The organism is Oceaniglobus roseus (assembly GCF_002869745.1).
Classification (GTDB): domain Bacteria; phylum Pseudomonadota; class Alphaproteobacteria; order Rhodobacterales; family Rhodobacteraceae; genus Oceaniglobus; species Oceaniglobus roseus.
The window spans coordinates 47,073-71,163 of the sequence record NZ_PNOS01000018.1 but is presented as its reverse complement, the minus strand read 5'-3'; the positions used below and the strand labels follow the sequence as shown (position 1 = coordinate 71,163).

Below are 24,091 nucleotides of genomic sequence, written 5' to 3'. Positions count from 1 at the left end.
GTGACGGATGCCCGGGTTCAGCGGACCGATGACCAACGCGATCGTCGCGTGGATGAAGGCGGGATGCCCCTGCACCCGTCAAACCCTCACCTCCCGCCCCCAGGTGTCCTATCCGAACACCTACTGCATCTTCTTCGAGCGCCCCGTGATCGGCGGGACGACCTACGATTTCGCCTGCCTCGATCTTCACTACGCAACCGACGACACGCTGCAGGCGCTCGGCAGCTTCTGGATCGACGGGCTGAAGGGGCAGTCGATGCAACCCCAGCAGGATCTCCAGAAGTCGCCTTTGCGTCGGCCCGCCTACAACGCGGTGGTCGCCCTCGCGCCCGTTCCGCCGCCCGGGCACACCGGCACCCCGACCTACGACAGCAAGCGCACGGCCCTGCGCGGCGCCAGCGCGACCACCGCCACGACATCGGGCGGAACCGGCGCGGTAACGACGGGCCCGTCCTCGGCCCCGCCGGTGGCCGTGGCCCCGCCCCCCAGCACCACGCCGCCGCCGCCCACCGGATCGGAAAGCGGCGACTGACAGGATCAGTCCAGCAGGTCCAGCCGCGCCTTGATCTGCTCTTTCGCCGCCAGGGCACAATCGTCCCAGGGCGCGGTCAGCGACTGGAACAGTGTCGCCTGTGACCGGTGCACCGGCCCGTCCGACAGCATCCTGAGGTGGTTCGCCCTCAGCGTCTCGCCGGTCGAGGTGATGTCGGCCACCGCCTCCGCCGTTTCGTTTCGCACGGTTCCTTCGGTCGCCCCCTGGCTGTCGACCAGCTGGTAATCGGCCACGCCATGGGTGCGCAGGTAGGTGCGGATCAGCCGGTGGTACTTCGTCGCGATCCGAAGGCGGAAGCCGTGCCGCGCGCGGAAGGCGGCGCAGGCGGCGTCCAGATCGTCCAGCGTCTCGACATCCACCCAGTGATCGGGCACCGCGATCACCAGATCGGCGTGGCCGAAGCCCATGGCCGCCATCTCGGTCACCTGCGAATCCCAGACCGGCAGCTTCTCCCGCACAAGGTCCGAGCCGGTCACCCCCATGTGGATCCGCCCCGCCGCCAGTTCCCGCGGGATCTCGCCCGCCGAAAGCAGCACCAGGTCACAGCCCTCGATCCCGTCCACCGCGCCGGAATATTCACGCTCCGACCCCGCGCGCCCCATGTCGATGCCATGGGCGCCGAACCAGTCGAAGGTCTTCTCCATCAGCCGCCCCTTGGACGGCACACCCAGCTTCAGCGTCATGTCCCGCCTCCGAGCAGCAGCACCAGGTCGGGCCGGATCACGCCGCCGACGGCCGGAATGGACGACCCCTGCCCCAGCACCCGGGTCAGCGCGTCGTAGCGCCCGCCGGTGGCGACGGGCGGCAGGTCCGGGCGGCCCTCGGCGTAGAAGCCGAAGACGAAACCGTCGTAATACTCCATCGAGGTGCGGCCATAGCTCGCCTCGAAATCCAGGCTCTCGACATCGACGCCGAAATCCTGAAGCGCGGTCAGCCGCCGCTCCAGCGCCTGCACCGCCGGCGAGATCGCGGGCAGGTCCACCGCCATGTCCTGCAACAGGTTCAGTGCGGCGGGGGCCTTTTCCTGCAGAGCCATCAGGTCGTCCAGCAACTCGACCTCGTTGGCCGCGATCGGCGGCTCGGCGGCATCGGCGCGTAGCGCGTCGAGCCGCGCCTCGACCTCGGCGCGGGAGCGCAGGCCGATCTCGGGGCCCGCGTTGGCGAAGGGGTCGGCCCGTTCCAGCAGCTTGCGGCGGTGCTTCGCCTGCGCCGCGCTGCCGTAGCGGTCCAGCAGGGCGCGGAACCGCTTCGGCCGCCAGAGATGGCGCAGCAGCGCCGCCTTGCGCCGGTCCGACGTGTTCAGCCCCCGGACCGCCGCGATCAGGATGCCGATGTCCCCCGTCGCCACGCGCAGCTGCAAGGGTCGAAGCGCCTCGGCCAGGGTGGCGAAGACCTCGGCGTCCGACAAGGCCGGGTTGGTGGCATCGAAGATCTCGAATCCCGCCTGCAGATATTCCGTCGCGCGGTCGGGATCGTCCTCCTGCCGCCGGAACACGGGGCCGGCATAGCAGTAGCGGGCGGGCGCGGCGCCTTCGGCCATGTGCATCTGCACCACCGGCACCGTGAAGTCGGGCCGCAGCATCCGCTCGCCGCGAAGCGGATCCTGGGTCGTGAAGGCGCGGGCGCGGATGTCCTCGCCATAAAGGTCCAGCAGCAGATCGGCGGGCTGGAGGATCGCCGCCTCGACAGGAAGCGCGCCGCGTGCCTCGAACAGCGCGCGCAGCCGTGCGGCCTCGGCCAGCTGGGCACGGGCAAGACTCTGGGTCTCGGCGGTCATTGCGGCCGCGCCAGCCTCTTGGCAATCTCGGCGACCATCCGGTCGCGCGGGCACTCGAACTGCGCCGGCTGGTCCTTCCATTCCTCGTGGCTGACGCTTTCCGCCAGCTTCGCGCCAAGGTCCAGGTCCTTGATCTGAACCACGTCGCGCGCCCGTTCGTCGGCGCCCTGGATCACCGCGATGGGAGAGCCGCGCTTGTCGGCATACTTCAACTGGTTGCCGAAATTCTTCGGGTTGCCAAGGTAGACCTCGGCCCGAATGTTCGATTTCCGCAACTCCGCGACCATCGCCTGGTAATCCGCCATGCGCTCGCGGTCCATCACGGTGACGATCACCGGACCCCGCATGTCGCTCGTCAGCCGCCCCTTGGCGTCAAGCGCGGCCAGCAGCCTGTCGACCCCGATGGACACACCCGTCGCGGGCACTTCCTGCCCGGTGAACCGCTTCACCAAGTCGTCGTAGCGGCCCCCGCCGGCCACCGAGCCGAACTGCCGCGGCCGCCCCTTCTCGTCCTCGATCTCGAAGGTCAGCTCGGCCTCGAATACGGGGCCGGTGTAGTAGCCGAGACCGCGCACTACGGAGGGGTCGATCACGATGCGGTCGGGGCCGTAGCCGCCAGCGCCGAGCAGATCGGCCATCGTGGACAACTCCGCGACACCCTCCTCGCCCGTGGGCGAGCCCGCCACGAGATCGCCGAGCCGCGCCAGGGTCTGCGCCGCGTCATCGCCGCGGGCGTGCAGGAACCCGACGATCCGCTCGGCCTGCCCCGCCGAAAGCCCGGCGCCCTTCGTGAAATCCCCGCTGTCGTCCTTCCGCCCCTCGCCCAGCAGCGCCCGCACGCCATCGAGCCCCAGCCGGTCCAGCTTGTCGATCGCCCTCAGGACGATGCCGCGCTCGTGGGCGAACTTCTCGGGATCCTCGGGATCCAGCACCCCGGCGACCTCCATCACCCCGTTCAAAACCTTCCGGTTGTTGATCCGCACGATGTAGTCGCCGCGCGCGATGCCGACCGCCTCCAGCACGTCCGAGAGCATCGCGCAGATCTCGGCATCCGCGGCGACCGAGGGCGCGCCAACCGTGTCGGCGTCGCATTGGTAGAACTGGCGGAAACGGCCCGGGCCCGGCTTCTCGTTGCGCCAGACCGGCCCCATGGCATAGCGGCGATAGGGCGAGGGCAGGTCGTTGCGGTACTGCGCGGCAACGCGGGCCAGCGGCGCGGTCAGGTCATAGCGCAGCGCCAGCCAGTCGCTGTCCTCCTCCTGCCAGGCGAAAACGCCCTCGTTCGGGCGGTCGACGTCGGGCAGGAACTTGCCCAGCGCCTCCACCGTCTCGACCGCCGAGGTTTCCAGCGCGTCGAAGCCGTAGAGGTGATAGACCTTCGCGATCGTCTCCAGCATGTCGCGGCGCCGGGTGACTTCGGCACCGAAATAGTCGCGGAAGCCCTTGGGCGTGGCGGCCTTCGGGCGGGGCTGTTTCTTCGGCTTGGCCATGGTTCTTCTCGCTGATGCGCGTCGCGGCAGCGTCTAGCGGAAGGGGGCCACGGGAGCAAGCCGGGCCCCGGCAACGCGATGTCGCGCACCGGCGCCGGGCGGGTGGGGGACCGAGGGGTCAGGGCACGGGGAACCGTCGCAGGCCGGGCCGCCCGCCGACGGTCTGCGCCGCCCGGGGCCGCGCGGGACCCCGGACCTCCCCCATCGCCGTCCGCGCAAGGGTGGCCACCGCGCGGCCGACGGCCTGCGCGACGCCGAACAGCGCCAGCGCCCAGAGCATCTGGACGGCGAGGCTTGCGATCATCCGATCCATGGCAATCTCCTTTCCCTGCCATCCTGCGCGCGGAAAGGTTGCCAAAGTCTTGACGTGCGCCCCCCCGTGCGCCCCCGTCGATGACGCGCCCGCGCCCCGCCCTGCCGCGCCCGCGCCCCGCCATGCCGCAATCGGCCTTGACCGACGCGGCGCACTCGGTCCAGATGGAGGGGCATGGTGCCCCCGCCACTGCGCCACGCGCAGGGGGGCTTCAATTGGGAATGCGGAACGGATGACCCATGTCGGGATCCGCCACCGCAGCCGCCCCCGCGACTGTCCGCGGCGAGCGGGCGCCGACGATGCCACTGGAGCGATCCGGGAAGGCCGGCCCCCCGCGACGACCCGCCAGCCAGGAGACCAGCCATGCGGCTTGTGAACCCTCCCGTCGGGTGTGACGGGTAAAGGAGAGACCGACATGACGACCACGACCGCTTCCCGCGCCGTTTCCACGACGCCCGCGACCATCCTCTTCGCCCTGGCCGCCGGCGTGCTGCTGCTGGCCGTCTCGGGCATGGCCCAGGCCACGGTGTTCCATGACGCCGCCCACGACCAGCGCCACGCCATGGCCTTTCCCTGCCACTGACCTGATCCCAGTCAGATGCTGAAATCCGTGCTGGCCAGCGCCGTCTTCGCTGGACTGGTTGCGGGGCTGTGCGCGGCCCTGCTCCAGTTCGCCTTCGTGATCCCGCTGCTGCTCCAGGGCGAGCTCTACGAGACCGGCGCGCGGGTCCATTTCGCCTCGGAAAGCTCGGTCCAGAGCAGCGCCGCCGCCGTCGCCCTCGGGACAGACTGGGGACGCCACGCGATGACCGTGGCCTTCGACTTCGTCACCTACACCGGCTACGGCTTCCTGCTGGCCGCGCTGATGCTGATCGCGGCGCTGCGCGGCATCGCGATCACGCCGCGGGCGGGCCTGGTCTGGGGCCTTTGCGGCTTCGTCGCGGTGCAGCTGGCCCCGGCCTTCGGCCTGCCCCCGGAACTGCCGGGCACCGTCGCGGCCGAGCTTCGTCCGCGCCAGCTCTGGTGGGCGGGCACGATCCTGGCCACTGCCGCGGGCCTTGGCTGCATCGCCTTCGGGCGGGGCTGGGTGCCGGTCGCCGGGATCCTGCTGATCCTGCTGCCTCAGGCCATCGGCGCGCCGCAGCTCGACACCTATTTCGGCGCCGCGCCGCCGGAACTCGCCGCCGCCTTCGCGACGCGCAGCCTCGGCGCCGCGCTGGCGGGCTGGACGCTGCTCGGCGGCCTCACCGCGCTGTTCCTGGTGCGCCTCGGCGCGTTGGAACGCTTCGACGAGGCGCGGGCGTGAGGGGTCAGACCGGCACCCGGCCCCTGAGGCAGAACCTGAGCCGACCGGCGGGGCGCGCATCCGCGATCTCCCCGTCCCCGCTCGCCGCGAACAGCGCGGCGAAGGCGAGCACATCGCCGACGTCCGCCTCGCCGATCCCGGCGAACAGGTACAGCGCCTTGCCCGGCGCGCGGAAGGCGAGGCTGACCGGCTGGGCGCAGATCGACATGCAGTCGACCCGGGTCAGCCGGAACCCTTCGGGCAGCCGCCCCTCCAGCGCCGAAACCAGCGCCGCGCCCGCCTCCGGCGCCGTGTCGGAGCGGCAGCTTCCACAGATGACGATCTCGTGCGACATGCCCCGCTGCTAGGCCAGCGGCCCCCTCTTCACAAGTCTTATCAAGGACCCCCGCCATGCCCACCAAAGTCCCCGCCACGGTCATCACCGGCTTCCTCGGCTCCGGCAAGACGACGCTGATCCGCAACCTGCTGTCGCAGGCCGAGGGCAGGCGGATCGCCCTCATCATCAACGAATTCGGCGATCTCGGCGTCGACGGCGAGATCCTGAAGGGCTGCGGCGACGCCGCCTGCGCGGACGAGGACGTGGTCGAGCTCTCGAACGGCTGCATCTGCTGCACCGTGGCCGAGGATTTCATCCCGACGCTGGAAAAGCTGCTGGACCGGCCAAACCCGCCCGAGCACATCGTGATCGAGACGTCGGGCCTGGCCCTGCCCCAGCCGCTGGTGCGCGCCTTCACCTGGCCCTCCGTCGCGACCCGGGTGACGGTGGACGGCGTGGTGACGGTGGTCGACGGCAAGGCGGTGACCGAGGGGCGCTTCGCCCATGACGTGGCCGCGGTGGACGCCCAGCGGTCGGGGGACGCGAACCTCGACCACGAGACGCCGCTGTCGGAACTGTTCGAGGACCAGATCGCCTGCGCCGACATGATCGTGGTGAACAAGACCGACCTGATGACGGCGGACGAGGCCGAGGCGCTGACCGCCCGCCTGCGCAGCGAAAGCCGCGACGGCGTGCAGGTCGTGACCGCCGCCATGGGCGCCCTGCCCCTGCCCGTGCTCCTCGGCCAGAACGCCGCCGCCGAGACGACGCTGGAGGCGCGCGAGGAGGTGCACCACCATCATCACGATCACGACGACGACGATCACGACGACCACCACCATGAACACGGCCACGACGAGTTCGACACCTTCACCGTCGACCTGCCCGAGCTGACCGACCCCAAGGCCTTCTCGGAAAAGGTGGTGCGGGTGATCGGCGCCCACGACATCCTGCGCCTCAAGGGCTTCGCCTCGGTCGCGGGCAAGCCCATGCGCCTGACCCTCCAGGCCGTCGGCCCCCGGGTCGAGACCTACTTCGACCGCCCCCTCGCCGCAAACGAACCTCGCGGCACGCGGCTGGTGGTGATCGGCCAGGCGGGGCTCGACCGTGCGGCGATCGCCGAGGCGCTGTCGGCATGATCCTGAAGGTCGTCCGCTCGGACCCCGCCGAACCCGGCGCGACGGCGCTCCTGCACCAGAGCCACGCGCTGATGCAGTCGCTGTTCAACCCGGAGGAAAACCACTTCCTCTCCATCGAGGCGCTGCAATCGCCATCCATCGCCTTCTTCACGGCGCGCCAGGGGGAGGAGATCCTGGGCACCGCGGCGCTGAAGAACGCCCACACCTACGGCGAGATCAAGTCGATGTTCGTCGCCGAGGCCGCCCGCGGCAAGGGCGTCGCCGACGCGCTGATGCGGATGCTGGAAGACGAGGCGCGCGCGCAGGGCCTGCCCATGCTGCGTCTCGAAACCGGCAACCTGCTCCACGCCGCGCACCGCCTCTACGCCCGCCACGGCTTCACCCCCTGCGGCCCCTTCGGCGATTACGAAGCCATGCCGACCAGCGTCTTCATGGAAAAGCCGCTTCCCTGAACCGACCGCACAAGACCCGAAGGCCAGAACATGCACCTCCTCGCCGCCCTCCCGGGCCAGATCGACACCGGGTCCGATCCCGTCGACCTCGGCCAGACGCCGGCCGACGTGGTGGTGATCTCGGCCGCCGACACCGAACTCGCCGCCCTCTCCGAAGCCCGCGCGACGATGGAGGCGCCCCCCACCCTGCGCCTCGCCAGCCTCGCCCACCTCGCGCATCCGATGTCGGTGGACCTGCACCTCGACGCCTGCGCCACGAAGTCCCGGCTGGTGGTCGCACGGATCCTCGGCGGCGCGGGCTACTGGCGCTACGGCTTCGAGCAATACGCCGCCCGCCTCCATGCCGCCGGCGTCCCCTTCGCGGCCCTGCCGGGTGACGACAAGCCCGACGCCGACCTGCGCGCCCTCTCCACCGTCTCGCCCGAGGATTACGACGCCCTCTGGTCCTACCTCGTCGAAGGCGGCCCGCGGAACGCCGCGACCTTCCTCGCCTATGCCAAGGCGATGCTCGACGCCCCCGCCACCCGCGCCGACCTTCCCGCCGCCGCGCCCCTGCTGCGTGCAGGCGCCTACTGGCCGGGCGCGGGCCAGACCACCCTGGCCGAGATCCGCTCCCACTGGCAGGACGGCGCCCCGGTCGTCCCCCTGGTCTTCTACCGCGCGCTCCTCCAGGGCGCGGGCCTCCACCCGATCAACCGGCTGACCCGGGCGCTGCTGCGCGAGGGGCTGAACCCGCTGCCCGTCTTCGTCGCCTCGCTGAAGGATCCCGTCTCCGCCGCCACCCTCGACCGCCTCTTCGCCGAGGCGCCGCCCAGCGTGATCCTGAACACCACCGCCTTCGCCACCGGCTCCCCCCACGAGGGCGACCCGGCGGCAGGCAACCCCCTCGCCGCCCCCTCGGCCAACGCGGCGCCGGTGTTCCAGGTGGTCCTCGCCGCCACCTCGGAAGAGACCTGGGCGCAGGGCAGCACCGGCCTCTCCGCCCGCGACATCGCGATGAATGTCGCGCTTCCCGAGGTCGACGGCCGCATCCTCGCCCGCGCCGTCAGCTTCAAGGACACCGCCTATTTCGACGAGGCGACCGAGTGCAACGTCGCCGCCTACCGCGCCCAGGGCGACCGCATCGCCTTCACCGCCCGCCTCGCCGCCAACTGGGCCAAGCTGCGCCACACCGCCCCGAAGGACCGCAAGGTCGCCTTCGTGCTCGCAAACTACCCCAACCGCGACGGCCGTATGGCGAACGGCGTCGGCCTCGACACCCCCGCCGCCACCGCCCATGTCCTGCACCTGCTGAAGAACGCGGGCTACTCCGTCGAAAACGCCCCGAAGGACAGCACCGCCCTGATGACGCGCCTCATGGCGGGCCCCACCAACTGGCTCACCGACCGCGCCGACCGCGCGGGCGGCGAAACCCTCCCTCTCGCCACCTACCTCGCGACGTACCGCACCCTCCCCCTCGACATCCGCGACGCCATCGAATCCCGCTGGGGCCTCCCCGAGGCCGATCCGTTCTTCGAAACACTCCCCATCTTTGCTTCTTGGGCTCCGCCCGTTCGAAGGGGAAACGATCCCCCGGATCGTTTCTCGACCCCTTCGAACTCCCCGCCGGAGGCTCCCGAACCCTCCACAAGCGCCACCGATGGCCACTTCAAGCTCGCCCTCCACCGCTTCGGCAATGCCGTGGTCGCGCTCCAGCCCGCCCGCGGCTACAACATCGACCCCACCGAGACCTACCACTCTCCCGACCTCGTCCCGCCCCACAACTACCTCGCCGGCTACATCTGGCTGCGCGACCACTGGGGCGCCGACGCGATCGTCCACATGGGCAAGCACGGCAACCTCGAATGGCTCCCCGGCAAGGCCCTGGCCCTGTCCGAAACCTGTTTCCCGGAGGCGGTCCTCGGCCCCATGCCCCACCTCTACCCGTTCATCGTCAACGACCCGGGCGAAGGCACCCAAGGAAAGCGCCGCGCCCAGGCGGTGATCGTCGACCACCTGACCCCGCCCCTGACCCGGGCCGAGACCTACGGGCCGCTCCGCGACCTCGAGGCGCTGGTCGACGAATACTACGAGGCCGCAGGCGTCGATCCCCGCCGCATCAAACTGCTGAAGGACCAGATCCTGTCGCTCACCGCCAGCACCGGCCTCGACCGCGACGCAGGCTTCTCCGGCGACGCCGAGACCGACCTCGCGAAACTCGACGCCTACCTCTGCGAACTGAAGGAGGCACAGATCCGCGACGGCCTGCACGTCTTCGGGCAGTCCCCGGAGGGCGATCTCCACCGCGACCTCACCCTCGCCCTCGCGCGGATTCCGCGGGGCGACGGCAAGGGCGGCGACGCCTCGCTGCTGCGCGCCATGGCCGCCGACCTCGGCCTCGGCTTCGACCCGCTGGCCTGCGACATGGCCGCGCCCTGGACCGGCCCCCGCCCTGATATCCTTACGGGCGACACCCCCTGGCGCAGCCAGGGCGACACCGTGGAGCGGCTCGAAACGCCCGCCCGGGCCCTCCTGCGGGACGGCACACGGGACGGCGGGCGGGGCGACGGGGCGGAGCCCCGAGCGCCGCACGTCGGACCGGCCACCGATGCCGTCCTGGAAGAGATCGCGGCGAAGATCGCCCCCGCCGTCGCCGCCTGCGGTCCCGCCGAATCCGCAGGGCTGCTCACCGCCCTCGACGGCCGCTTCCTCGCCCCCGGCCCTTCCGGCGCCCCCACCCGCGGGCGGCTCGACACGCTGCCGACCGGGCGCAACTTCTACTCCGTCGACAGCCGCGCGGTGCCCACCCCCACGGCCTGGAGCCTCGGCTGGAAATCGGCGAACCTGCTGATCGAACGCCACCTCCAGGACCAGGGCGACTGGCCGCGCGCCCTGCTGCTGACCGCCTGGGGCACCTCGAACATGAGGACCGGCGGCGACGACATCGCCCAGTGCCTCGCGCTCATGGGCGTGAAACCCACCTGGGACGCCGCCAACCGCCGCGTCACCGGTTTCGAGATCATCCCTGCCACCGCCCTCGGCCGCCCGCGGGTCGACGTCACCCTGAGAATATCCGGCTTCTTCCGCGACGCCTTCCCGCAGCTGATCGACCTCGTCGACAGCGCCGCCCGCGCGGTCATGGCGCTGGACGAACCCAAGGACCTGAACCCCGCAGCCGCCCGCGCCCGCACCGAGGGCACCACGGCACGTGTCTTCGGCTCGAAGCCCGGGGCCTACGGCGCGGGGCTCCAGGCGATGATCGACGAACGCCTCTGGGCCGACAAGGCGGCGCTGGCCGACGCCTACCTCGCCTGGGGCAGCTACGCCTACGGGGCCGGCGCGGAAGGCACCGCCGACCGCAAGGGGCTGGAGACGCGCCTGAGCCAGACCGAGGCGGTGGTCCAGAACCAGGACAACCGCGAACACGACCTGCTCGACTCCGACGACTACTACCAGTTCGAAGGCGGCGCCGCGGCCGCCGTCGCCACGCTCCAGGGCCGCGAGAGGCCGGTCTATCACAACGACCACTCGCGCCCCGAACACCCGCTGATCCGAACGCTCGAGGACGAGATCGGCCGGGTCGTTCGCTCCCGCGTCGTCAACCCGAAGTGGATCGCGGGGGTCAAGCGGCACGGCTACAAGGGCGCCTTCGAGATCGCGGCGACGGTCGACTACATGTTCGCCTTCGCCGCCACGACGGGCGCGGTGAAGTCCCACCACTTCGACCTGGTCCACGCCGCCTTCCTGGAAGACGACGAGACCCGCGACTTCATCGCCGGGAACAACCCGCCCGCCCTGCGGGAGATCGCCGAGCGGCTGGACGAGGCGGCCGAGCGCGGGCTCTGGACCCCGAAATCGAACTCCGCCCGCGCCCTTCTCGACCGCCTGAGGACACCATGACCGACGCGCCCGGGATCCGCCGCGCCGCAGACCCGGCCGACTGGGCGGCGCTCCACCGCCTGTTGCACCGCTGCTTCGCGGGGATGGAGGGGCGGATCGACCCGCCCTCCTCGCTCCATCGCCTGACGCCGCAGGACATCGCGGCGACCGCGGCGCGGGAAACCGTTCTGGTGATCGGGCCCGATGCCGCGCCCCATGCCTGCCTGTTCTGCACGTGGCAGCCCGACGCGCTCTACCTCGGCAAGCTCGCCGTCGATCCGGCCCGGCGGGGCCGCGGCCTCGCCCGCGCGCTGATCGACGCGGCGGAGGCGATCGCCCGCGCCGAAGGATTGCCGCGTCTGCGTCTCCAGACCCGGGTGGAACTGACCGAGAACCACGCCACCTTCACCGCCCTCGGCTTCAGCGAAACGGGGCGCACGGCGCACGAGGGGTTCGACCGCCCGACTTCGATCAACTTCGAGCGCGCGCTGACACCCTGACCCGCCGGCGCGGCCAGAGCGCCGGGCCGGCCACCGCCCTGCGCTGCACGGCAACCTCCCGGCGCGACTCCGGCCCGATCCCGTCCCGCTCCCGGTACGGGCGTCACGCCGACGGGATTCACCCGCAGTCGAGCTTCGCGCGCTGGATCGCCTGGTCGCCCTCCAGCCCGCCCCTGGCGATGGCGCAGCCCGAGGCCTGTTCGATCGCCTGTGCCGCGCGGGCCAGCACCGCGCTTTCCGACGGCCTGAACTCCCGGCTCACCCGCAGGGATTCGGCACGTTCGCCGCGCACCCGCACGCTGAAGGTCGAGGGCCCCACCGTGATCCGCTGCGCCGGGACGCCCGAGAAGGCGACACTTGGGCTGTCGCACCCGGCGAGGAGGGCCAGAGATGCCGCGACGACGGCGGGGATGACAGAGGATCGGCGGAATGAAGAGATGTGGCGCATGGCCACAGACTGCGCGGGGCGTGGTTAAGGATCTGTTAATGCGGGTCCGTCATGCCACAGGAGGGCACAAAGCGCCGCCCCGGGGAGGCCGCGGATTGCCGCGCCTCCCTGCACCCCCTAAGCACGACCGACATTTGCCAAGGACTCCAGGATGACCCGTACCGCCGCCGTTCCGGCCCTGCTCGCCACCCTAACCCTGCTTGCCGCCTGCGAGGTGGCGGACGTGACCACGCCGCCGGTCAACATCACGCCGAAGGTGCCCGGCGATGCGGTCGGGCTCGACGTCTATGCGCGGCCCCGCGCCCGCGGCAACCCGGTGCCCCGCTTCCGCGGACAGGAGACGGTGACGGTCCGGACCCGCGGCACCGGCGCGCAGGGCGGCTCGACCGAGATCACGGGGCTGGCCTGCCAGCTCGATTCGGGCATCTACACCGCACGGTTCCAGACCCCCGCCAACGTGATCGTCCCGAACTACGGTCCGAACTCCCCGGCGCTGTTCATCCGCTGCACCCACCCCGACGGGCGCTCCGGCTCGTCCACCGTGACCGTCTACAACGCCACGGCCGAGCAGCGCAGCCAGAACGCCGCCGGGGGCGGGCTTCTGGGCGCGGTGATCGTCGGCGCGATCAACGCCGCGCGCACCGATCCCGAGCGTGACGAGTTCAAGTACCGCAATGCCACCGTCTCGGTGAAATGACCCGGCGGGCGCGTCCGCGCGCCCGGCGGCGCCTATCGCCTTGCGCCCGCCGCGTCGGGGCGACATCCTGCCCGCGCAGCAGGAGGAGCCGATGACCGACACCCCGGAGAACACCCCCGCCCCCGACCGGGAGGACCTGGAGCGCCACGCCGCGAAGATGGCCAAGAAGAAGGCCGCCCGCGACAAGATCATGGCGACCAAGACGGAACGGAAGGGCCTGGTGATCGTCCACACCGGCAAGGGCAAGGGAAAGTCCAGTGCCGCCTTCGGGATGATCTTCCGCTGCATCGCCCACGACATGCAATGCGCCGTGGTGCAGTTCATCAAGGGCGGCATGTCCACCGGAGAGCGTGACCTGATCCTGTCGCGCTTTTCCGACGTCTGCGCCTTCCACACCATGGGCGAGGGCTTCACCTGGGAAACCCAGGACCGCTCGCGCGACACCGAGATGGCGCAGGCCGCCTGGGCCAAGGCGAAGGAGCTGATCCGCGACCCCGCCAACGCCATGGTGCTGCTGGACGAGATCAATATCGCGCTGCGCTACGACTACATCGACATCGCCGAGGTCGTGGCCTTCCTGCGGGACGAGAAGCCGCCGATGACCCATGTCGTGCTGACCGGGCGCAATGCCAAGGACGAGCTGATCGAGATCGCGGACCTCGTGACCGAGATGGAGCTGGTGAAGCACCCGTTCCGCTCGGGCATCAAGGCGCAGATCGGCGTGGAGTTCTGATCGGGCGGCCGGCCCGCGGGGGATCACGCCTTGCGGTCGTGCTTCCTCTCGATCTCGCGGGCGAAGGTCTCGAGCCGGGCGTCGAAGCGGCGGGCGAGGTTGCCCTTGGCCAGCTTCAGCGACTGGACCAGCAGCCGCGCGGTGATCGATTGCGGCAGGAGTTCGCAGGAGACCAGCAGCCGGGTGCGCGATTTCGACAGCTCGATCAGCTCGGTGACGATCTCGACGTTCAGACCGTCGGTGTGGCCCGAGAGGGTATGGCCCGTCGCCGGTTCATATCGGACGACCCGCGCCGCCATCTGCCGCTGACGGCCGCGGAAGTCGAAGGCGATGCGCCAGGCGGCCTTCGCGGGATCCGCGCCGTCGTCCAGCCGGACGACCTCGATCCCGCGGCGCAGCATCTGCAACTCGAAGGTCTCGAAGTTGCTGACGGCGGCGAAGACTTCCGCGATCGGCGCTCCGATGTCCTGGCGGCTGTTGAACTTCATGCTCTCTCCGGCGTCTGGTTGGCCCTGCCCCCGGTCCGGGCATAATCCCGGACTTGTATCCCCGCAAGGCCCGTGGCGTCCCCGCCGGGCGCATGCACCGGCGCCGCGGGAACGCCGCCCGTCAGTCCAGCGTGTCCGCCAGCCAGTGGTGCAGCAGGAAGCCCGCGATCGCCCCCTTGCGCGGCGCGCGGATCCTCGGGTGCACGCCCGCGAAGATGTCGGCCATCTCCTCGCGCGTGACCCAGAGCGCCGTCTCGATCTCGGCCGGGTCGATGGTGATCTCGCCCGGCTCCGCCACGCCGCGGCAGCCGAACATCAGCGAGGCCGGGAAGGGCCAGGGCTGGCTGGCAAGGTAGTCGACCCGCCCGACCCGGATGCCCGACTCCTCGAACACTTCGCGGCGGACGGCCGCCTCCAGCGTCTCGCCCGGCTCGACGAAGCCGGCGAGGAGCGAGAACATGCCCTCGGGCCAGCCTGGCGAGCGGCCGATCAGGACCGAGTTGCCGCGGGTGATCAGCATGATGACCACGGGATCGGTGCGGGGGAAGTGATGCCCCCCGCAGGCCGGGCAGTCGCGCTGCCATCCCGCCATGGCCATCACGCTCTCCGCGCCGCAGCGGGCGCAGAAGCGGTGCGACTGGTGCCAGCCCAGCACGGCCTTCGCGCTGGCCGCCAGTTCGGCGGCGCGCGGGGACAGAAGCGTCATCGCGCCCCGAAGCTCGGCGAAGCGGTGACTGTCGGGCAGCGCCGGGTGCACCTGCTCGGAGGTGTCGGAAAAGGCGTTCAGCGTCTCGGGCACATCCTCCGGCTCCCAGGCCGACAGGTCGACCGCGAAGCGCGGCGCCTCGCCCGCCTCGCCGCCGTCGTCGTCGCCGTCGAGCCCGAGGAACACCGGCGACCCCGCCAGCTCCAGCGCCGCGTGGCCGGGCGGCAGCCAGGCCAGCTCCGTCGTCCCGCCCTCGCGCAAAAGGAGGGGCTTGCCCCGCCAGAGCGCCAGCACCCGCGCCGCCGGGTCCGCCAGAAGCCGGGCCTGCGCCGCACCGTCGCCGCGCAGCTCGCCCGCGCGGTTCAGCGCGCTGCCCCCGAAGGTCACCGTTTCCGCCAGTCTCATGCACCGCCTCCCGCAATCGCACCTGCCTTCCCGTGCCACGGCGCGCGGCCCGGGTAAATGGAGCGCGAACGGAAAAGCGGCCTTGCCGGAGGGTTCAACTCCGGGCTGAATTGACCGGACAGGGAAACCACCATAACGCTGAACGGGTCCGATACCGCAGACAGCCCCGAGCCCGATGACCAGCCCCCGGCCCCGCCTCTGCCAAACCTGGAGCACACCATGTCCCGTCCAGACCGCCTTGTAATGTCCCGCCGCAGCTTCGTCGTCGGCGGCGCCGCCGGTGCGCTGATCCTCACCCATCCCTTCACCGCCCGCGCCGCGGCGGGACAGGCGCATCTCAGGCTGATGGAGACGACGGACCTGCACGTCCACGTCTTCCCCTACGACTACTACGCCGACAAGCCGGTGGACACCGTGGGCCTCGCCCGCACCGCCGCCCACATCGCCGACGTGCGCGCCGAGGCGGCGAACACGCTGCTGCTCGACAATGGCGACTTCCTGCAGGGCAACCCGATGGGCGACTACATCGCCTATGAGAAAGGGATGAAGGAGGGCGACCTGCACCCGGTCATCGCGGCGATGAACACGCTCGACTTCGACGCCTCGACCCTCGGCAACCACGAGTTCAACTACGGCCTCGGCTTCCTCGCCAAGGCGCTGGCCGGGGCCAACTTCCCCGTTGTCTCGGCCAACGTGGTGAAGAAGCTCGGCGCCGACCCGACCAGGGACGAGGGCCTTCTGCCGCCCTACATCATCCTCGAGCGGACCCTGACGGACGGGGCCGGTCTGAGCCATCCGATCAAGGTCGGCATCATCGGCTTCGTGCCGCCGCAGATCATGAACTGGGACCGCAAGCACCTGGAAGGCAACGTCGCGACCCGCGACATCGTCGCCGCCGCGAAGGCCTGGGTGCCGCAGATGCGCGAGGCGGGGGCGGACATCGTCGTGGCCCTGTCGCACTCCGGCATCGGCGCCGCGACCCCCGAGGAGGGGATGGAGAACGCCTCGACCGCGCTCGCCACCGTTCCGGGGATCGACGCGATCCTGACCGGCCACTCGCACCTCGTCTTCCCCTCGGCGGACTACACCGATTTTGCCGCCGTCGACGCGCAGAAGGGCACACTCCACGGCGTTCCGGCCACCATGGGCGGTTTCTGGGGCAGCCACCTCGGGGTGATCGACCTGCTGCTCGAAAGGGACGGCGCGGGCTGGCGCATCGCCGCCTCCAGCGTCGAGACCCGGCCGATCTCGAAGCGCAACGAGGACCGCTCGGTCACGCCGCTGGTCGAGAGCCAGGAGAAGGTGCTGGCGGCGGCCGAGGCCGACCACGAGGCGACGCTCGCCTATGTCCGCCGCGCCGTGGGCAAGACCGACGCGCCGCTCTACAGCTACTTCGCGCTGGTGGCCGACGATCCGTCCGTGCAGATCGTCAGCAACGCCCAGACCTGGTACATCGCCCAGATGCTGGCGGGCACCGAGCACGCCGCCCTCCCCCTCCTCTCCGCCGCCGCGCCGTTCAAGGCGGGCGGGCGGGGCGGGCCCGAGTACTACACCGACGTGCCGGTGGGGGACGTGGCGATCAAGAATGTCGCCGACCTCTACCTCTATCCCAACACCGTGCGCGCGGTCCGCATCACCGGGGCCGACCTGCGCGGCTGGCTCGACCGCTCGGCGGGAATGTTCAACCGGATCGAACCCGGCAGCACCGACGCGATCCTGCTGAACCCCGACTTCCCCAGCTACAACTTCGACGTGATCGACGGCGTGACCTACCGGATCGACCTCTCGCAACCCTCCCGCTTCGACGCGAAGGGGGTCGAGATCAATCCCGGCGCCACCCGCATCCTCGACCTGATGCACGAGGGCCAGCCGGTGACGGACACGCAGGAGTTCATCGTCGCCACCAACAACTACCGCGCCTCGGGCGGCGGCGACTTCCCGGGCGCGAAGGGCGACACCATCGTGTTCGAGGGCCCGGACACCAACCGCGACGTGATCGTGCGCTACATCGTCGAGCAGGGCACGATCAACCCGAAGGCCGACGGCAACTGGTCCTTCGCGCCGATGCCCGGCACCACGGTCCTGTTCGACACCGGCCCCGGCGGCGCCGCCTATGCCGACGCGGTGCCGGGGGTCACGCTGGAGCCCGCGGGCGACGGCGAGAACGGCTTCGCCCGCTTCCGCCTGACCCTCTGAGCGCAGCGGAAAACGGAAGCGGCGCCCACGACAGCCGTCCCGCGGGGTGTCCGTCTTCCGCGCCCTGCCCGAAGGACCGTCACGGACGGGAAGCGCCTGGTCGCGCCGCGCCAGAAGGGGTGCCATTTCCGCCCCGAGCCGCTATGTCCCGACGGAACACCCTGCGGGGCAAGGCGGCGAAAGGGCGGACATGACGCAATACCACGCGGTGATCTTCGATCTCGACGGACTCCTGCTCGACACCGAGCGGCTGGCGATCGACGCGGGTCTCGCCGCGCTCGCGCATCTGGGGCACGAGGCCGACGCCGCCTTCATGGCCGGGCTGATCGGCACCGACCACGAGGCGGGCAAGCGCCGTCTTGCCGACCGGTTTGGCCCCGGCCTCGACCTCGCCGCGCTCGACGGCGCCTGGGGCGCCGCGATGCGCCGTCTCATGGAGGACGGCGTGCCGCTGAAGCCCGGGGCGGGCGACCTGATCGACCGCCTCTCGGACAGCGGCACGCCCTTCGCCGTCGCCACCAACAGCGCCCGCGCCTCGGCGCTCAGGAAGCTCGACAACTCCGACCTCGCCGGGCGCATCTCCCAAGTGACCGGCTTCGACGAGGTGCCCCTGGGCAAGCCCGCCCCCGACGTCTATCTCGAGGCCGCGCGACGCCTCGGCCGAGACCCGACGCGCTGCCTCGCCTTCGAGGACAGCGATGTCGGCACCATGGCCGCCCTCGCCGCCGGCATGACCGTGGTGCAGGTGCCCGACCTCGTGCACCCCGCCACCTCCCGCGCCCATCACACCGCCGCCACGCTCCTCGACGGCGCGGCCTGGGCGGGACTGCTGGCCGAAGCGCCCAAAATCCGGGCAGTCTGAGCGGAAACGACCGCGAATCCATCTTCTCCCCTGTGCAAGCCCGCCGCGCCGCACAATGATCTCGCGGCAGGGCCCCGCGCCGTGCCACCACGATCCCAGAGAAGAAGGTCCGCCCGATGTTCCTGAAACCCCTCGTTCCTGCTTTCCTGCTTGCGTTCGGCGCCACCGCGGCCGCCGCCCAGACGGCCATGCCCTTCGCGCTCGACTGGAAGTTCGAAGGCCCCGCCGCGCCCTATTTCCAGGCGATCGACAGCGGCTTCTACGCCGAGGAAGGGCTGGAGGTGGAAATCGCCGCGGGCCAGGGCTCCCTCGACGCGATCCCGAAGGTGGCAACCGGCGCCTATCCCGTGGGCCTCGCCGACATCAACTCCCTCGTCCCGTTCCTCGACAAGAACCCCGGCGCGCCGGTGATCGCGGTGATGATGGTCTACGACAAGCCGCCCTTCGCCGTGGTCGGGCTGAAATCCCGCGGCGTCGAGGCGCCGAAGGACCTCGAAGGCAAGGTGCTGGGCGCCCCGCCCCCCGACGGGGCCTGGGCGCAGTTCCCCGCCTTCGCCAAGGCCAACGATCTGGACATGGGCAAGATCACCGTGGAACCGGTCGGCTTCCCGACCCGCGAGCCGATGCTGGCCGAAGGCAAGGTCGACGCCGTGACCGGCTTCTCCTTCTCCTCCTTCCTGAACCTCGTCCGCCTCGGCGTTCCCGAGGACGACATCTCGACCATCCTCATGGCCGACCACGGCGTCGCGCTCTACGGCAACGCGGTGATCGTCAACACCGACTTCGCCAAGGACAACCCGGAAGCCGTCACCGGCTTCCTCCGCGCCACCGCGAAGGGTTGGAAGGCGGCCATCGCCGACCCGCAAGCCGCGGTGAAGGCGATGCTGGAGCGCAACCCGGCCGCGGATCTCGACCTCGAAACCCGCCGCCTGCAACTGGCCATCGACGCCAACGTGCTGACCGACTGGGTCAAGTCGAACGGCATGGGCGGGATCGACCCCGAGCGGATGCAGACCGCCCTCGGCCAGCTCCAGGAGACCACGGACCTCTCTTCGGCGCCCGACGCCGCCCTCTATTTCACCGACAGCTATCTGCCGACAGACGGCAGCCTGATGCTCGAGTGAAACCCGCGCGGGCGGGGATTGCTCCTCCCTTGCCCCGTCCGCGCACCCTTTCCCACGGCTGACCCGATGGCTGACCTGATCGAGATACGCCACGTCACCCACGCCTACGCGACGCCGAAGGGCCCGCTGCCGGTGCTGGACGACCTCAGCCTTTCGGTCCCCGAAGGCAGCTTCTGCGCCGTCGTCGGCCCCTCGGGCTGCGGCAAGTCCACCCTGACGCGGCTGATCGCGGGGCTGATGAAGCCCGACCGGGGCGAGGTCTGGCTGCACGGCGAGCGGGTGAAGTCGCCCCGCGCGACCGTCGGCATGGCGTTCCAGAACCCGGTGCTGCTCGAGTGGCGCACGATCCTGCAGAACGTCGTCCTGCCGCTCGAGATCGTGCCGACGAAGCTGACTCAGGCCCAGAAGGAGGCGCGGGCGCGCGAGTTGCTGGAACTGGTCGGCCTGGAGGGGTTCGAGGACAAGCGCCCGTCGGAGCTGTCGGGGGGAATGCGCCAGCGCGCCTCGCTCTGCCGCGCCATCGTCCACCGCCCCGAGGTGCTGATCCTGGACGAACCCTTCGGCGCCCTCGACGCCTTCACCCGCGAGGACCTGTGGCAGACGATGCACGCCCTGCGCGCCGAAGAGCCGTTCACCTCGGTCCTCATCACCCACGACCTGCGCGAATCGATCTTCCTCGCCGACGAGGTGGTGGTGCTCTCGGGCCGTCCCGCCACCGCCCAGTTCCGCCTGCCGGTGCCCGATACCGGCCCCCGCACGCTCGACGACCTCTACACGCCGCAGGCGGCGGCGATGCTGAACACCCTGCGCCACCAGATCGAGATCGCCCAGGGGCGCACCCCCGCCGCGGGAACGAGGAAGACCCTCCCCGATCCGGCACCGACAGAGAGCGCCACACCGGAGATCCTGCCGTGATCTGGCGCAAGGTCGCCGTCCCCCTCGCCGCCGTCCTGATCTTCCTCGCCCTGTGGGAGATCCTGGTGCAGGCCAACGGCTGGCCCGACTACAAGATGGCCTCCCCCTCCGACCTGCCGCCCGCCTTCTGGAAGTACCGCTGGCTGTTCCTGGAATACGGCTGGCAGACCCTCTGGCGCACCGTCGCGGGGCTGGCCATCGCCGTGGTCTTCGGCCTCGCCCTCGGCATGGTGATGGGCTTCTCCCGCACCTTGCGCGACGCGCTCTACCCGCTGCTCGTCGGCTTCAACGCGGTGCCGAAGGCGACGGTGGTGCCGATCATCGCCCTGCTCTTCGTCGGCCAGCACGACTTCAACACCGTGCTGATGGCCTTCATGATCTCGTTCTTCCCGATCGCCGTCTCCGTCTCCATCGGCCTCTCGACGCTCGAGCCGGAATACCGCGACATCCTGCGCGCCCTCGGCGCCTCGCGGCTGGCCATCTTCCGCAAGATCGCCCTGCCGAAGACTCTGCCCGAGTTCTTCGGCGCCCTGAAGGTTTCCGTCACGCTCGCCTTCATCGGCACGAACCTGATGGAAATCGTCTCTCCCCACGGCCGCGGCCTTGGCGCATTGTTCGATTCCGGAAAGACCTCGGCCGACTACCCGCTGATGTTCGCCGTCCTGATCGCGCTGGCCGCCCTCGGCATCCTGCTTTTCTACGTCGTCGTCTGGCTGGAACGGATCTTCGCCGGCTGGGCCGAACGCCCCGCCTCCTGATTCCCGCCGCCTGCTCACGCGCGTCGAGTATTTGCAGCAATGCCGGGCCCGAGGCTTGCACCGGAGCCGCGTTTTGCCTAAGTAGCGCGGTGAGAGGTTGGCGCGGGCAGGCACCTCGCCAACCCGGTCAGGTCCGGAAGGAAGCAGCCGTAACGAGCCTCGCTTGGGTCGTTGTCCAGCCTCTCACCTTTCCCCTCCATCCCACCCAGGCCGCAAGGGGCGGCCGGCCGCGCCGTTTTTCCGGGCAGTCCATGCCCTGACCGGGCAATTCGGCGGGAAATAAAAAATCAGGCTTGACTGTTTGTTTCCGACGCGCACCCTAGGGCAAGCTTGATCCAAGGGGAGGCCGAGATGAGCACACAGGACGACTACAAGAACCGCAGCTATGGCGAGATCCCGGTTGGCACCGGCATGAAGCCCGGCATCGTCGTCGTGGACTTCCAGAAGGGCTTCACCGATCCGCAATACCCCCTCGGCGGCGCGCCGCTTGTGATGCGGGCGCTGGAGAACACCGCCACCCTGCTCAAGGCCGCGCGGGCCATGGGGGTGCCGGTGGCCAGCTGCAACACCGCCTACATGAACGAACGCGAGATGCCCTACTGGAAGATCACCGCCGTGCGCGAGACCTTCCGCCACGACCACCCGAGCGCCGCGCTGGACGAGCGGATCTTCGATCCCGACTATGACCTTGCGGTGTGCAAGAAGGGCCCCTCGATCTTCTTCAACACCGGCGTCGCCGACTACTTCGCGAAGGAGCGGGTGGACACCGTCATCGTCACCGGCTGCAACACCTCGGGCTGCATCCGCGCCACCTCGATCGATTCGTTCAGCCACCGCTACCGCACGCTGGTGCCCGAGGACTGCGTCGGCGACATCGAGGAGCAGCCCCACCGCGACAATCTCCGCGACATCGGCCGCCGCTATGTCGACGTCACCGACCTGAAGACCGTCATGGCGTATCTCGAGGACTGGCATCGCGGCCAGCAGCAGACCCGCGGCGCCGCCTGATCCGACGACCCAAGGAAATGACCCCATGACCCTCACCCTTCTGAAGAACGCCCGGATCGCCGACGGCACCGCGCCCGAGCCCGCCGATCCCGTCAACATCGTCATCGAGGACGGCCGGATCCGCGAGGTCGGCGCCAACGCCTCGGCCGACACCGACGAGGCGCTGGACCTCGCCGGCCTCACCGTGATGCCGGGCCTGATCGACTGCCACGTCCATGTCATCGCCACCACGGCGAACCTCGGCCTGAACGCCGGGCTGCCGTCGTCGCTGATCGCCGCGCGCTCCAGCCTCCTGATGCGCGACATGGTGATGCGCGGCTTCACCACCGTGCGCGACCTCGGCGGCGCCGACCGCGGGCTTCAGCAGGCGGTCGAGGAAGGCGCGTTCACCGGCCCGCGCCTCGTCATCTGCGGCAAGGCGCTGTCGCAGACCGGCGGGCACACCGATTACCGAGGCCCCTACGACAACCGCGACGTGTCGTGGTACGCGCAGAGCCTCGGCGCCATGGGCCGCGTCTGCGACGGGCTGCCCGACGTTCAGCGCGCCGTCCGCGAAGAAATCAAGAACGGCGCCCAGTTCGTGAAGGCGATGGCCGACGGCGGCGTCTCCTCGCCCTCCGATCCCGTCGGCTACCTCGTCTTCTCGGTCGAGGAGCTGAAGGCGATGGCCGACATCGCCAAGAGCTTCGGCACCTACGCGACCGGCCACCTCTACACCGACGAGGCGATCGTGCGCGCGCTGGATGCGGGGTTCGAGTGCATCGAGCACGGCAACCTGATCTCCGACGCCACCATCCGGCGCGTCGCGCAGGAGGGCATCCCGGTGGTGCCCACGAACATCACCTACGACATCCTGGCGAAGTCCGGCGCGAAGTTCGGCCTGCCGCCCGAGTCGGTCGCCAAGATCGCCGACGTGCGCGAGGCGGGGCTGGAGAAGCTCGGCAAGATGCACGAGGCAGGGGTGCTGATGGGCTACGGCTCGGACCTGCTGGGCGGCATGCAGACCGAGCAGTCGGGCGAGTTCCCGCTGCGCGGCCGATACATCCCCGCCGACGCGGTGATCCGCTCGGCCACCGTGGACGCGGCGAAGGTGCTGCGGATGGAGGGGCAGATCGGCAGCATCGTCGAGGGCGCCCATGCCGACATCATCGCGGTCGAGGGCAACCCGCTCGAAGACCTCACGCTGCTCACGAACCAGGGGGCGCACATGCCGCTGATCCTGAAGGGCGGCCAGGCGATCAAGAAGGCGGCCTCGGTCTGATGGCGCATCTGACCGACTACACCGGCCTCAGCTTCGACGTCTACGGCACGCTGATCGACTGGGAATCCGGCATGATCACGGGGCTGAAGCCCCTGACCGACCGGCTGAACCGCGAGATGACCGACGACGCGATCCTCGAGATGCACGCCCGCCACGAAAGCGCGGCCCAGGCCCAGACCCCGGCGCGCCCCTACTCCGCGATCCTCGCCACGGTCTATCGCCGCTGCGCCGAGGAGCTGGGGGTGCCGACCGACTGGGAGGCCTGCGAGCGCTACGGGGCGAGCGTGCCGGACTGGCCCGCCTTCCCCGACAGCGCCGAGGCGCTGGCCTACCTGAAGGAGCACTACCTCATGATCGTGCTCTCGAACGTCGACAACCGCAGCTTCGCCGGATCGGCCAGACGGCTCGGGATCGACTGGGACGGCGTCTTCACCGCCGAGGACGTGGGCAGCTACAAGCCCGCCCAGAAGAACTTCGACTACCTGCTCGCCAACGCCAAGCGCATGGGCATCGCCAAGCGGACGCTGCTGCACACTGCCGAAAGCATGTTCCACGACCATGTGCCGGGCCGGGCCAACGGGCTGGACAATGCCTGGATCTACCGCCGACATGCCAAGACCGGCTTCGGCGCCACGATGGATCCCGGCCAGCTGGCCGAGACGACCTTCCGCTTCACCTCGATGCGGGAGATGGCCGAAGCTCACGAACGTGAGACCAGATGATCCACCACCGCGCCGCAGCCCGGCACGAGAGAACCCGGGCGCGGCCACCACAACCGACAGGGGA

General features: G+C 70.3%; 25 protein-coding genes, 1 other RNA gene and 1 riboswitch. Of the genes, 18 read left to right on the top strand and 8 right to left on the bottom strand.

Annotation, left to right across the window (positions count from 1 at the left end; genetic code table 11):
* Positions 1–7 precede the first annotated feature (7 nt).
* Complete coding sequence (locus A7B20_RS10875) at positions 8–532, top strand: hypothetical protein (protein ID WP_102108606.1); 525 nt, start codon at positions 8–10, stop codon at positions 530–532.
* 5 nt (positions 533–537) lie between these two features.
* On the opposite strand, the gene hisG is transcribed toward A7B20_RS10875, so the two are convergent.
* The 4 genes from hisG to A7B20_RS10855 form a co-directional block, all read right to left on the bottom strand.
* A complete protein-coding gene (gene hisG / locus A7B20_RS10870) occupies positions 538–1,236 on the bottom strand; it encodes an ATP phosphoribosyltransferase (RefSeq protein ID WP_102108605.1) in 699 nt (232 codons plus the stop codon).
* On the bottom strand, positions 1,233–2,330 hold the full coding sequence (locus A7B20_RS10865; RefSeq protein WP_102108604.1) for an ATP phosphoribosyltransferase regulatory subunit: 1,098 nt from the start codon (positions 2,328–2,330) through the stop codon (positions 1,233–1,235). Before A7B20_RS10865 ends, hisG begins: the two co-directional genes overlap by 4 nt.
* Positions 2,327–3,820, bottom strand: a complete 1,494-nt coding sequence (gene hisS, locus A7B20_RS10860) for a histidine--tRNA ligase (RefSeq protein WP_102108603.1) — start codon at positions 3,818–3,820, stop codon at positions 2,327–2,329. Before hisS ends, A7B20_RS10865 begins: the two co-directional genes overlap by 4 nt.
* 118 nt (positions 3,821–3,938) lie before the next feature.
* Positions 3,939–4,133: a hypothetical protein gene (locus A7B20_RS10855; RefSeq protein ID WP_102108602.1), complete on the bottom strand. Its 195-nt coding sequence runs from the start codon at positions 4,131–4,133 to the stop codon at positions 3,939–3,941.
* A gap of 158 nt (positions 4,134–4,291) precedes the next feature.
* Positions 4,292–4,513, top strand: a riboswitch (cobalamin riboswitch).
* A gap of 35 nt (positions 4,514–4,548) precedes the next feature.
* Between A7B20_RS10855 and A7B20_RS10850 the strand changes: the two genes are divergently transcribed.
* On the top strand, positions 4,549–4,716 hold the full coding sequence (locus A7B20_RS10850) for a CbtB domain-containing protein (protein ID WP_102108601.1): 168 nt from the start codon (positions 4,549–4,551) through the stop codon (positions 4,714–4,716).
* Between the two features lie 15 nt (positions 4,717–4,731).
* Entirely contained in the window at positions 4,732–5,439 is a 708-nt protein-coding gene (locus tag A7B20_RS10845) for a CbtA family protein (RefSeq protein ID WP_102108600.1), read from the top strand.
* Positions 5,440–5,443: 4 nt separating this feature from the next.
* Here A7B20_RS10845 and A7B20_RS10840 read toward each other — a convergent pair whose 3' ends face one another.
* Entirely contained in the window at positions 5,444–5,773 is a 330-nt protein-coding gene (locus A7B20_RS10840) for a DUF1636 family protein (protein WP_102108599.1), read from the bottom strand.
* Between the two features lie 56 nt (positions 5,774–5,829).
* Here A7B20_RS10840 and cobW point away from each other — a divergent pair, with 56 nt between their 5' ends.
* From cobW to A7B20_RS10820, 4 genes are read left to right on the top strand one after another with little or no spacing between them, the layout of a single operon-like run.
* Complete coding sequence (gene cobW / locus A7B20_RS10835; protein ID WP_102108598.1) at positions 5,830–6,894, top strand: cobalamin biosynthesis protein CobW; 1,065 nt, start codon at positions 5,830–5,832, stop codon at positions 6,892–6,894.
* Positions 6,894–7,346: a GNAT family N-acetyltransferase gene (locus A7B20_RS10830; protein ID WP_425437155.1), complete on the top strand. Its 453-nt coding sequence runs from the start codon at positions 6,894–6,896 to the stop codon at positions 7,344–7,346. The genes cobW and A7B20_RS10830 overlap by 1 nt, the downstream gene beginning before the upstream one ends.
* 30 nt (positions 7,347–7,376) lie before the next feature.
* A complete protein-coding gene (cobN, locus tag A7B20_RS10825; protein ID WP_102108596.1) occupies positions 7,377–11,225 on the top strand; it encodes a cobaltochelatase subunit CobN in 3,849 nt (1,282 codons plus the stop codon).
* Positions 11,222–11,704: a GNAT family N-acetyltransferase gene (locus A7B20_RS10820; RefSeq protein WP_102108595.1), complete on the top strand. Its 483-nt coding sequence runs from the start codon at positions 11,222–11,224 to the stop codon at positions 11,702–11,704. Before cobN ends, A7B20_RS10820 begins: the two co-directional genes overlap by 4 nt.
* 118 nt (positions 11,705–11,822) lie before the next feature.
* Here the strand turns inward: A7B20_RS10820 and A7B20_RS21250 are convergent, their stop codons facing one another.
* On the bottom strand, positions 11,823–12,152 hold the full coding sequence (locus A7B20_RS21250) for a hypothetical protein (RefSeq protein ID WP_157937655.1): 330 nt from the start codon (positions 12,150–12,152) through the stop codon (positions 11,823–11,825).
* Positions 12,153–12,303: 151 nt separating this feature from the next.
* On the opposite strand from A7B20_RS21250, the gene A7B20_RS10810 reads away from it, so the two are divergent.
* Positions 12,304–12,849, top strand: coding sequence for a hypothetical protein (locus A7B20_RS10810; RefSeq protein WP_102108593.1), 546 nt, complete (start codon positions 12,304–12,306; stop codon positions 12,847–12,849).
* Positions 12,850–12,940: 91 nt separating this feature from the next.
* On the top strand, positions 12,941–13,582 hold the full coding sequence (cobO, locus tag A7B20_RS10805; protein WP_102108592.1) for a cob(I)yrinic acid a,c-diamide adenosyltransferase: 642 nt from the start codon (positions 12,941–12,943) through the stop codon (positions 13,580–13,582).
* 23 nt (positions 13,583–13,605) lie between these two features.
* On the opposite strand, the gene A7B20_RS10800 is transcribed toward cobO, so the two are convergent.
* Both A7B20_RS10800 and nudC read right to left on the bottom strand, forming a co-directional pair.
* A complete protein-coding gene (locus A7B20_RS10800; RefSeq protein ID WP_102108591.1) occupies positions 13,606–14,070 on the bottom strand; it encodes an SRPBCC family protein in 465 nt (154 codons plus the stop codon).
* A gap of 121 nt (positions 14,071–14,191) precedes the next feature.
* On the bottom strand, positions 14,192–15,181 hold the full coding sequence (nudC, locus tag A7B20_RS10795; protein WP_102108590.1) for an NAD(+) diphosphatase: 990 nt from the start codon (positions 15,179–15,181) through the stop codon (positions 14,192–14,194).
* 219 nt (positions 15,182–15,400) lie between these two features.
* Between nudC and A7B20_RS10790 the strand changes: the two genes are divergently transcribed.
* The 9 genes from A7B20_RS10790 to A7B20_RS10750 all read left to right on the top strand — a co-directional run bounded on the left by A7B20_RS10790 (position 15,401) and on the right by A7B20_RS10750 (position 24,027).
* Positions 15,401–17,377, top strand: a complete 1,977-nt coding sequence (locus A7B20_RS10790; RefSeq protein ID WP_425437152.1) for a bifunctional 2',3'-cyclic-nucleotide 2'-phosphodiesterase/3'-nucleotidase — start codon at positions 15,401–15,403, stop codon at positions 17,375–17,377.
* Positions 17,378–17,567: 190 nt separating this feature from the next.
* Positions 17,568–18,239 carry an HAD family hydrolase gene (locus tag A7B20_RS10785; protein WP_102108588.1) on the top strand — a complete coding sequence of 224 codons (672 nt, stop codon included), beginning with the start codon at positions 17,568–17,570 and terminating at the stop codon, positions 18,237–18,239.
* Positions 18,240–18,355: 116 nt separating this feature from the next.
* Complete coding sequence (locus A7B20_RS10780) at positions 18,356–19,363, top strand: ABC transporter substrate-binding protein (protein ID WP_102108587.1); 1,008 nt, start codon at positions 18,356–18,358, stop codon at positions 19,361–19,363.
* A gap of 66 nt (positions 19,364–19,429) precedes the next feature.
* Entirely contained in the window at positions 19,430–20,278 is an 849-nt protein-coding gene (locus tag A7B20_RS10775) for an ABC transporter ATP-binding protein (protein ID WP_102108586.1), read from the top strand.
* Positions 20,278–21,036 carry an ABC transporter permease gene (locus tag A7B20_RS10770; RefSeq protein ID WP_425437154.1) on the top strand — a complete coding sequence of 253 codons (759 nt, stop codon included), beginning with the start codon at positions 20,278–20,280 and terminating at the stop codon, positions 21,034–21,036. Before A7B20_RS10775 ends, A7B20_RS10770 begins: the two co-directional genes overlap by 1 nt.
* A 90-nt stretch (positions 21,037–21,126) precedes the next feature.
* Positions 21,127–21,225: signal recognition particle sRNA small type (ffs, locus tag A7B20_RS10765), an RNA gene on the top strand.
* 162 nt (positions 21,226–21,387) lie between these two features.
* Complete coding sequence (locus A7B20_RS10760; protein ID WP_102108584.1) at positions 21,388–22,044, top strand: isochorismatase family protein; 657 nt, start codon at positions 21,388–21,390, stop codon at positions 22,042–22,044.
* A 25-nt stretch (positions 22,045–22,069) separates the two neighbouring features.
* Positions 22,070–23,305, top strand: a complete 1,236-nt coding sequence (locus A7B20_RS10755; RefSeq protein WP_102108583.1) for a metal-dependent hydrolase family protein — start codon at positions 22,070–22,072, stop codon at positions 23,303–23,305.
* Entirely contained in the window at positions 23,305–24,027 is a 723-nt protein-coding gene (locus A7B20_RS10750) for a haloacid dehalogenase type II (protein ID WP_102108582.1), read from the top strand. Before A7B20_RS10755 ends, A7B20_RS10750 begins: the two co-directional genes overlap by 1 nt.
* The last annotated feature ends 64 nt before the right edge of the window (positions 24,028–24,091 follow it).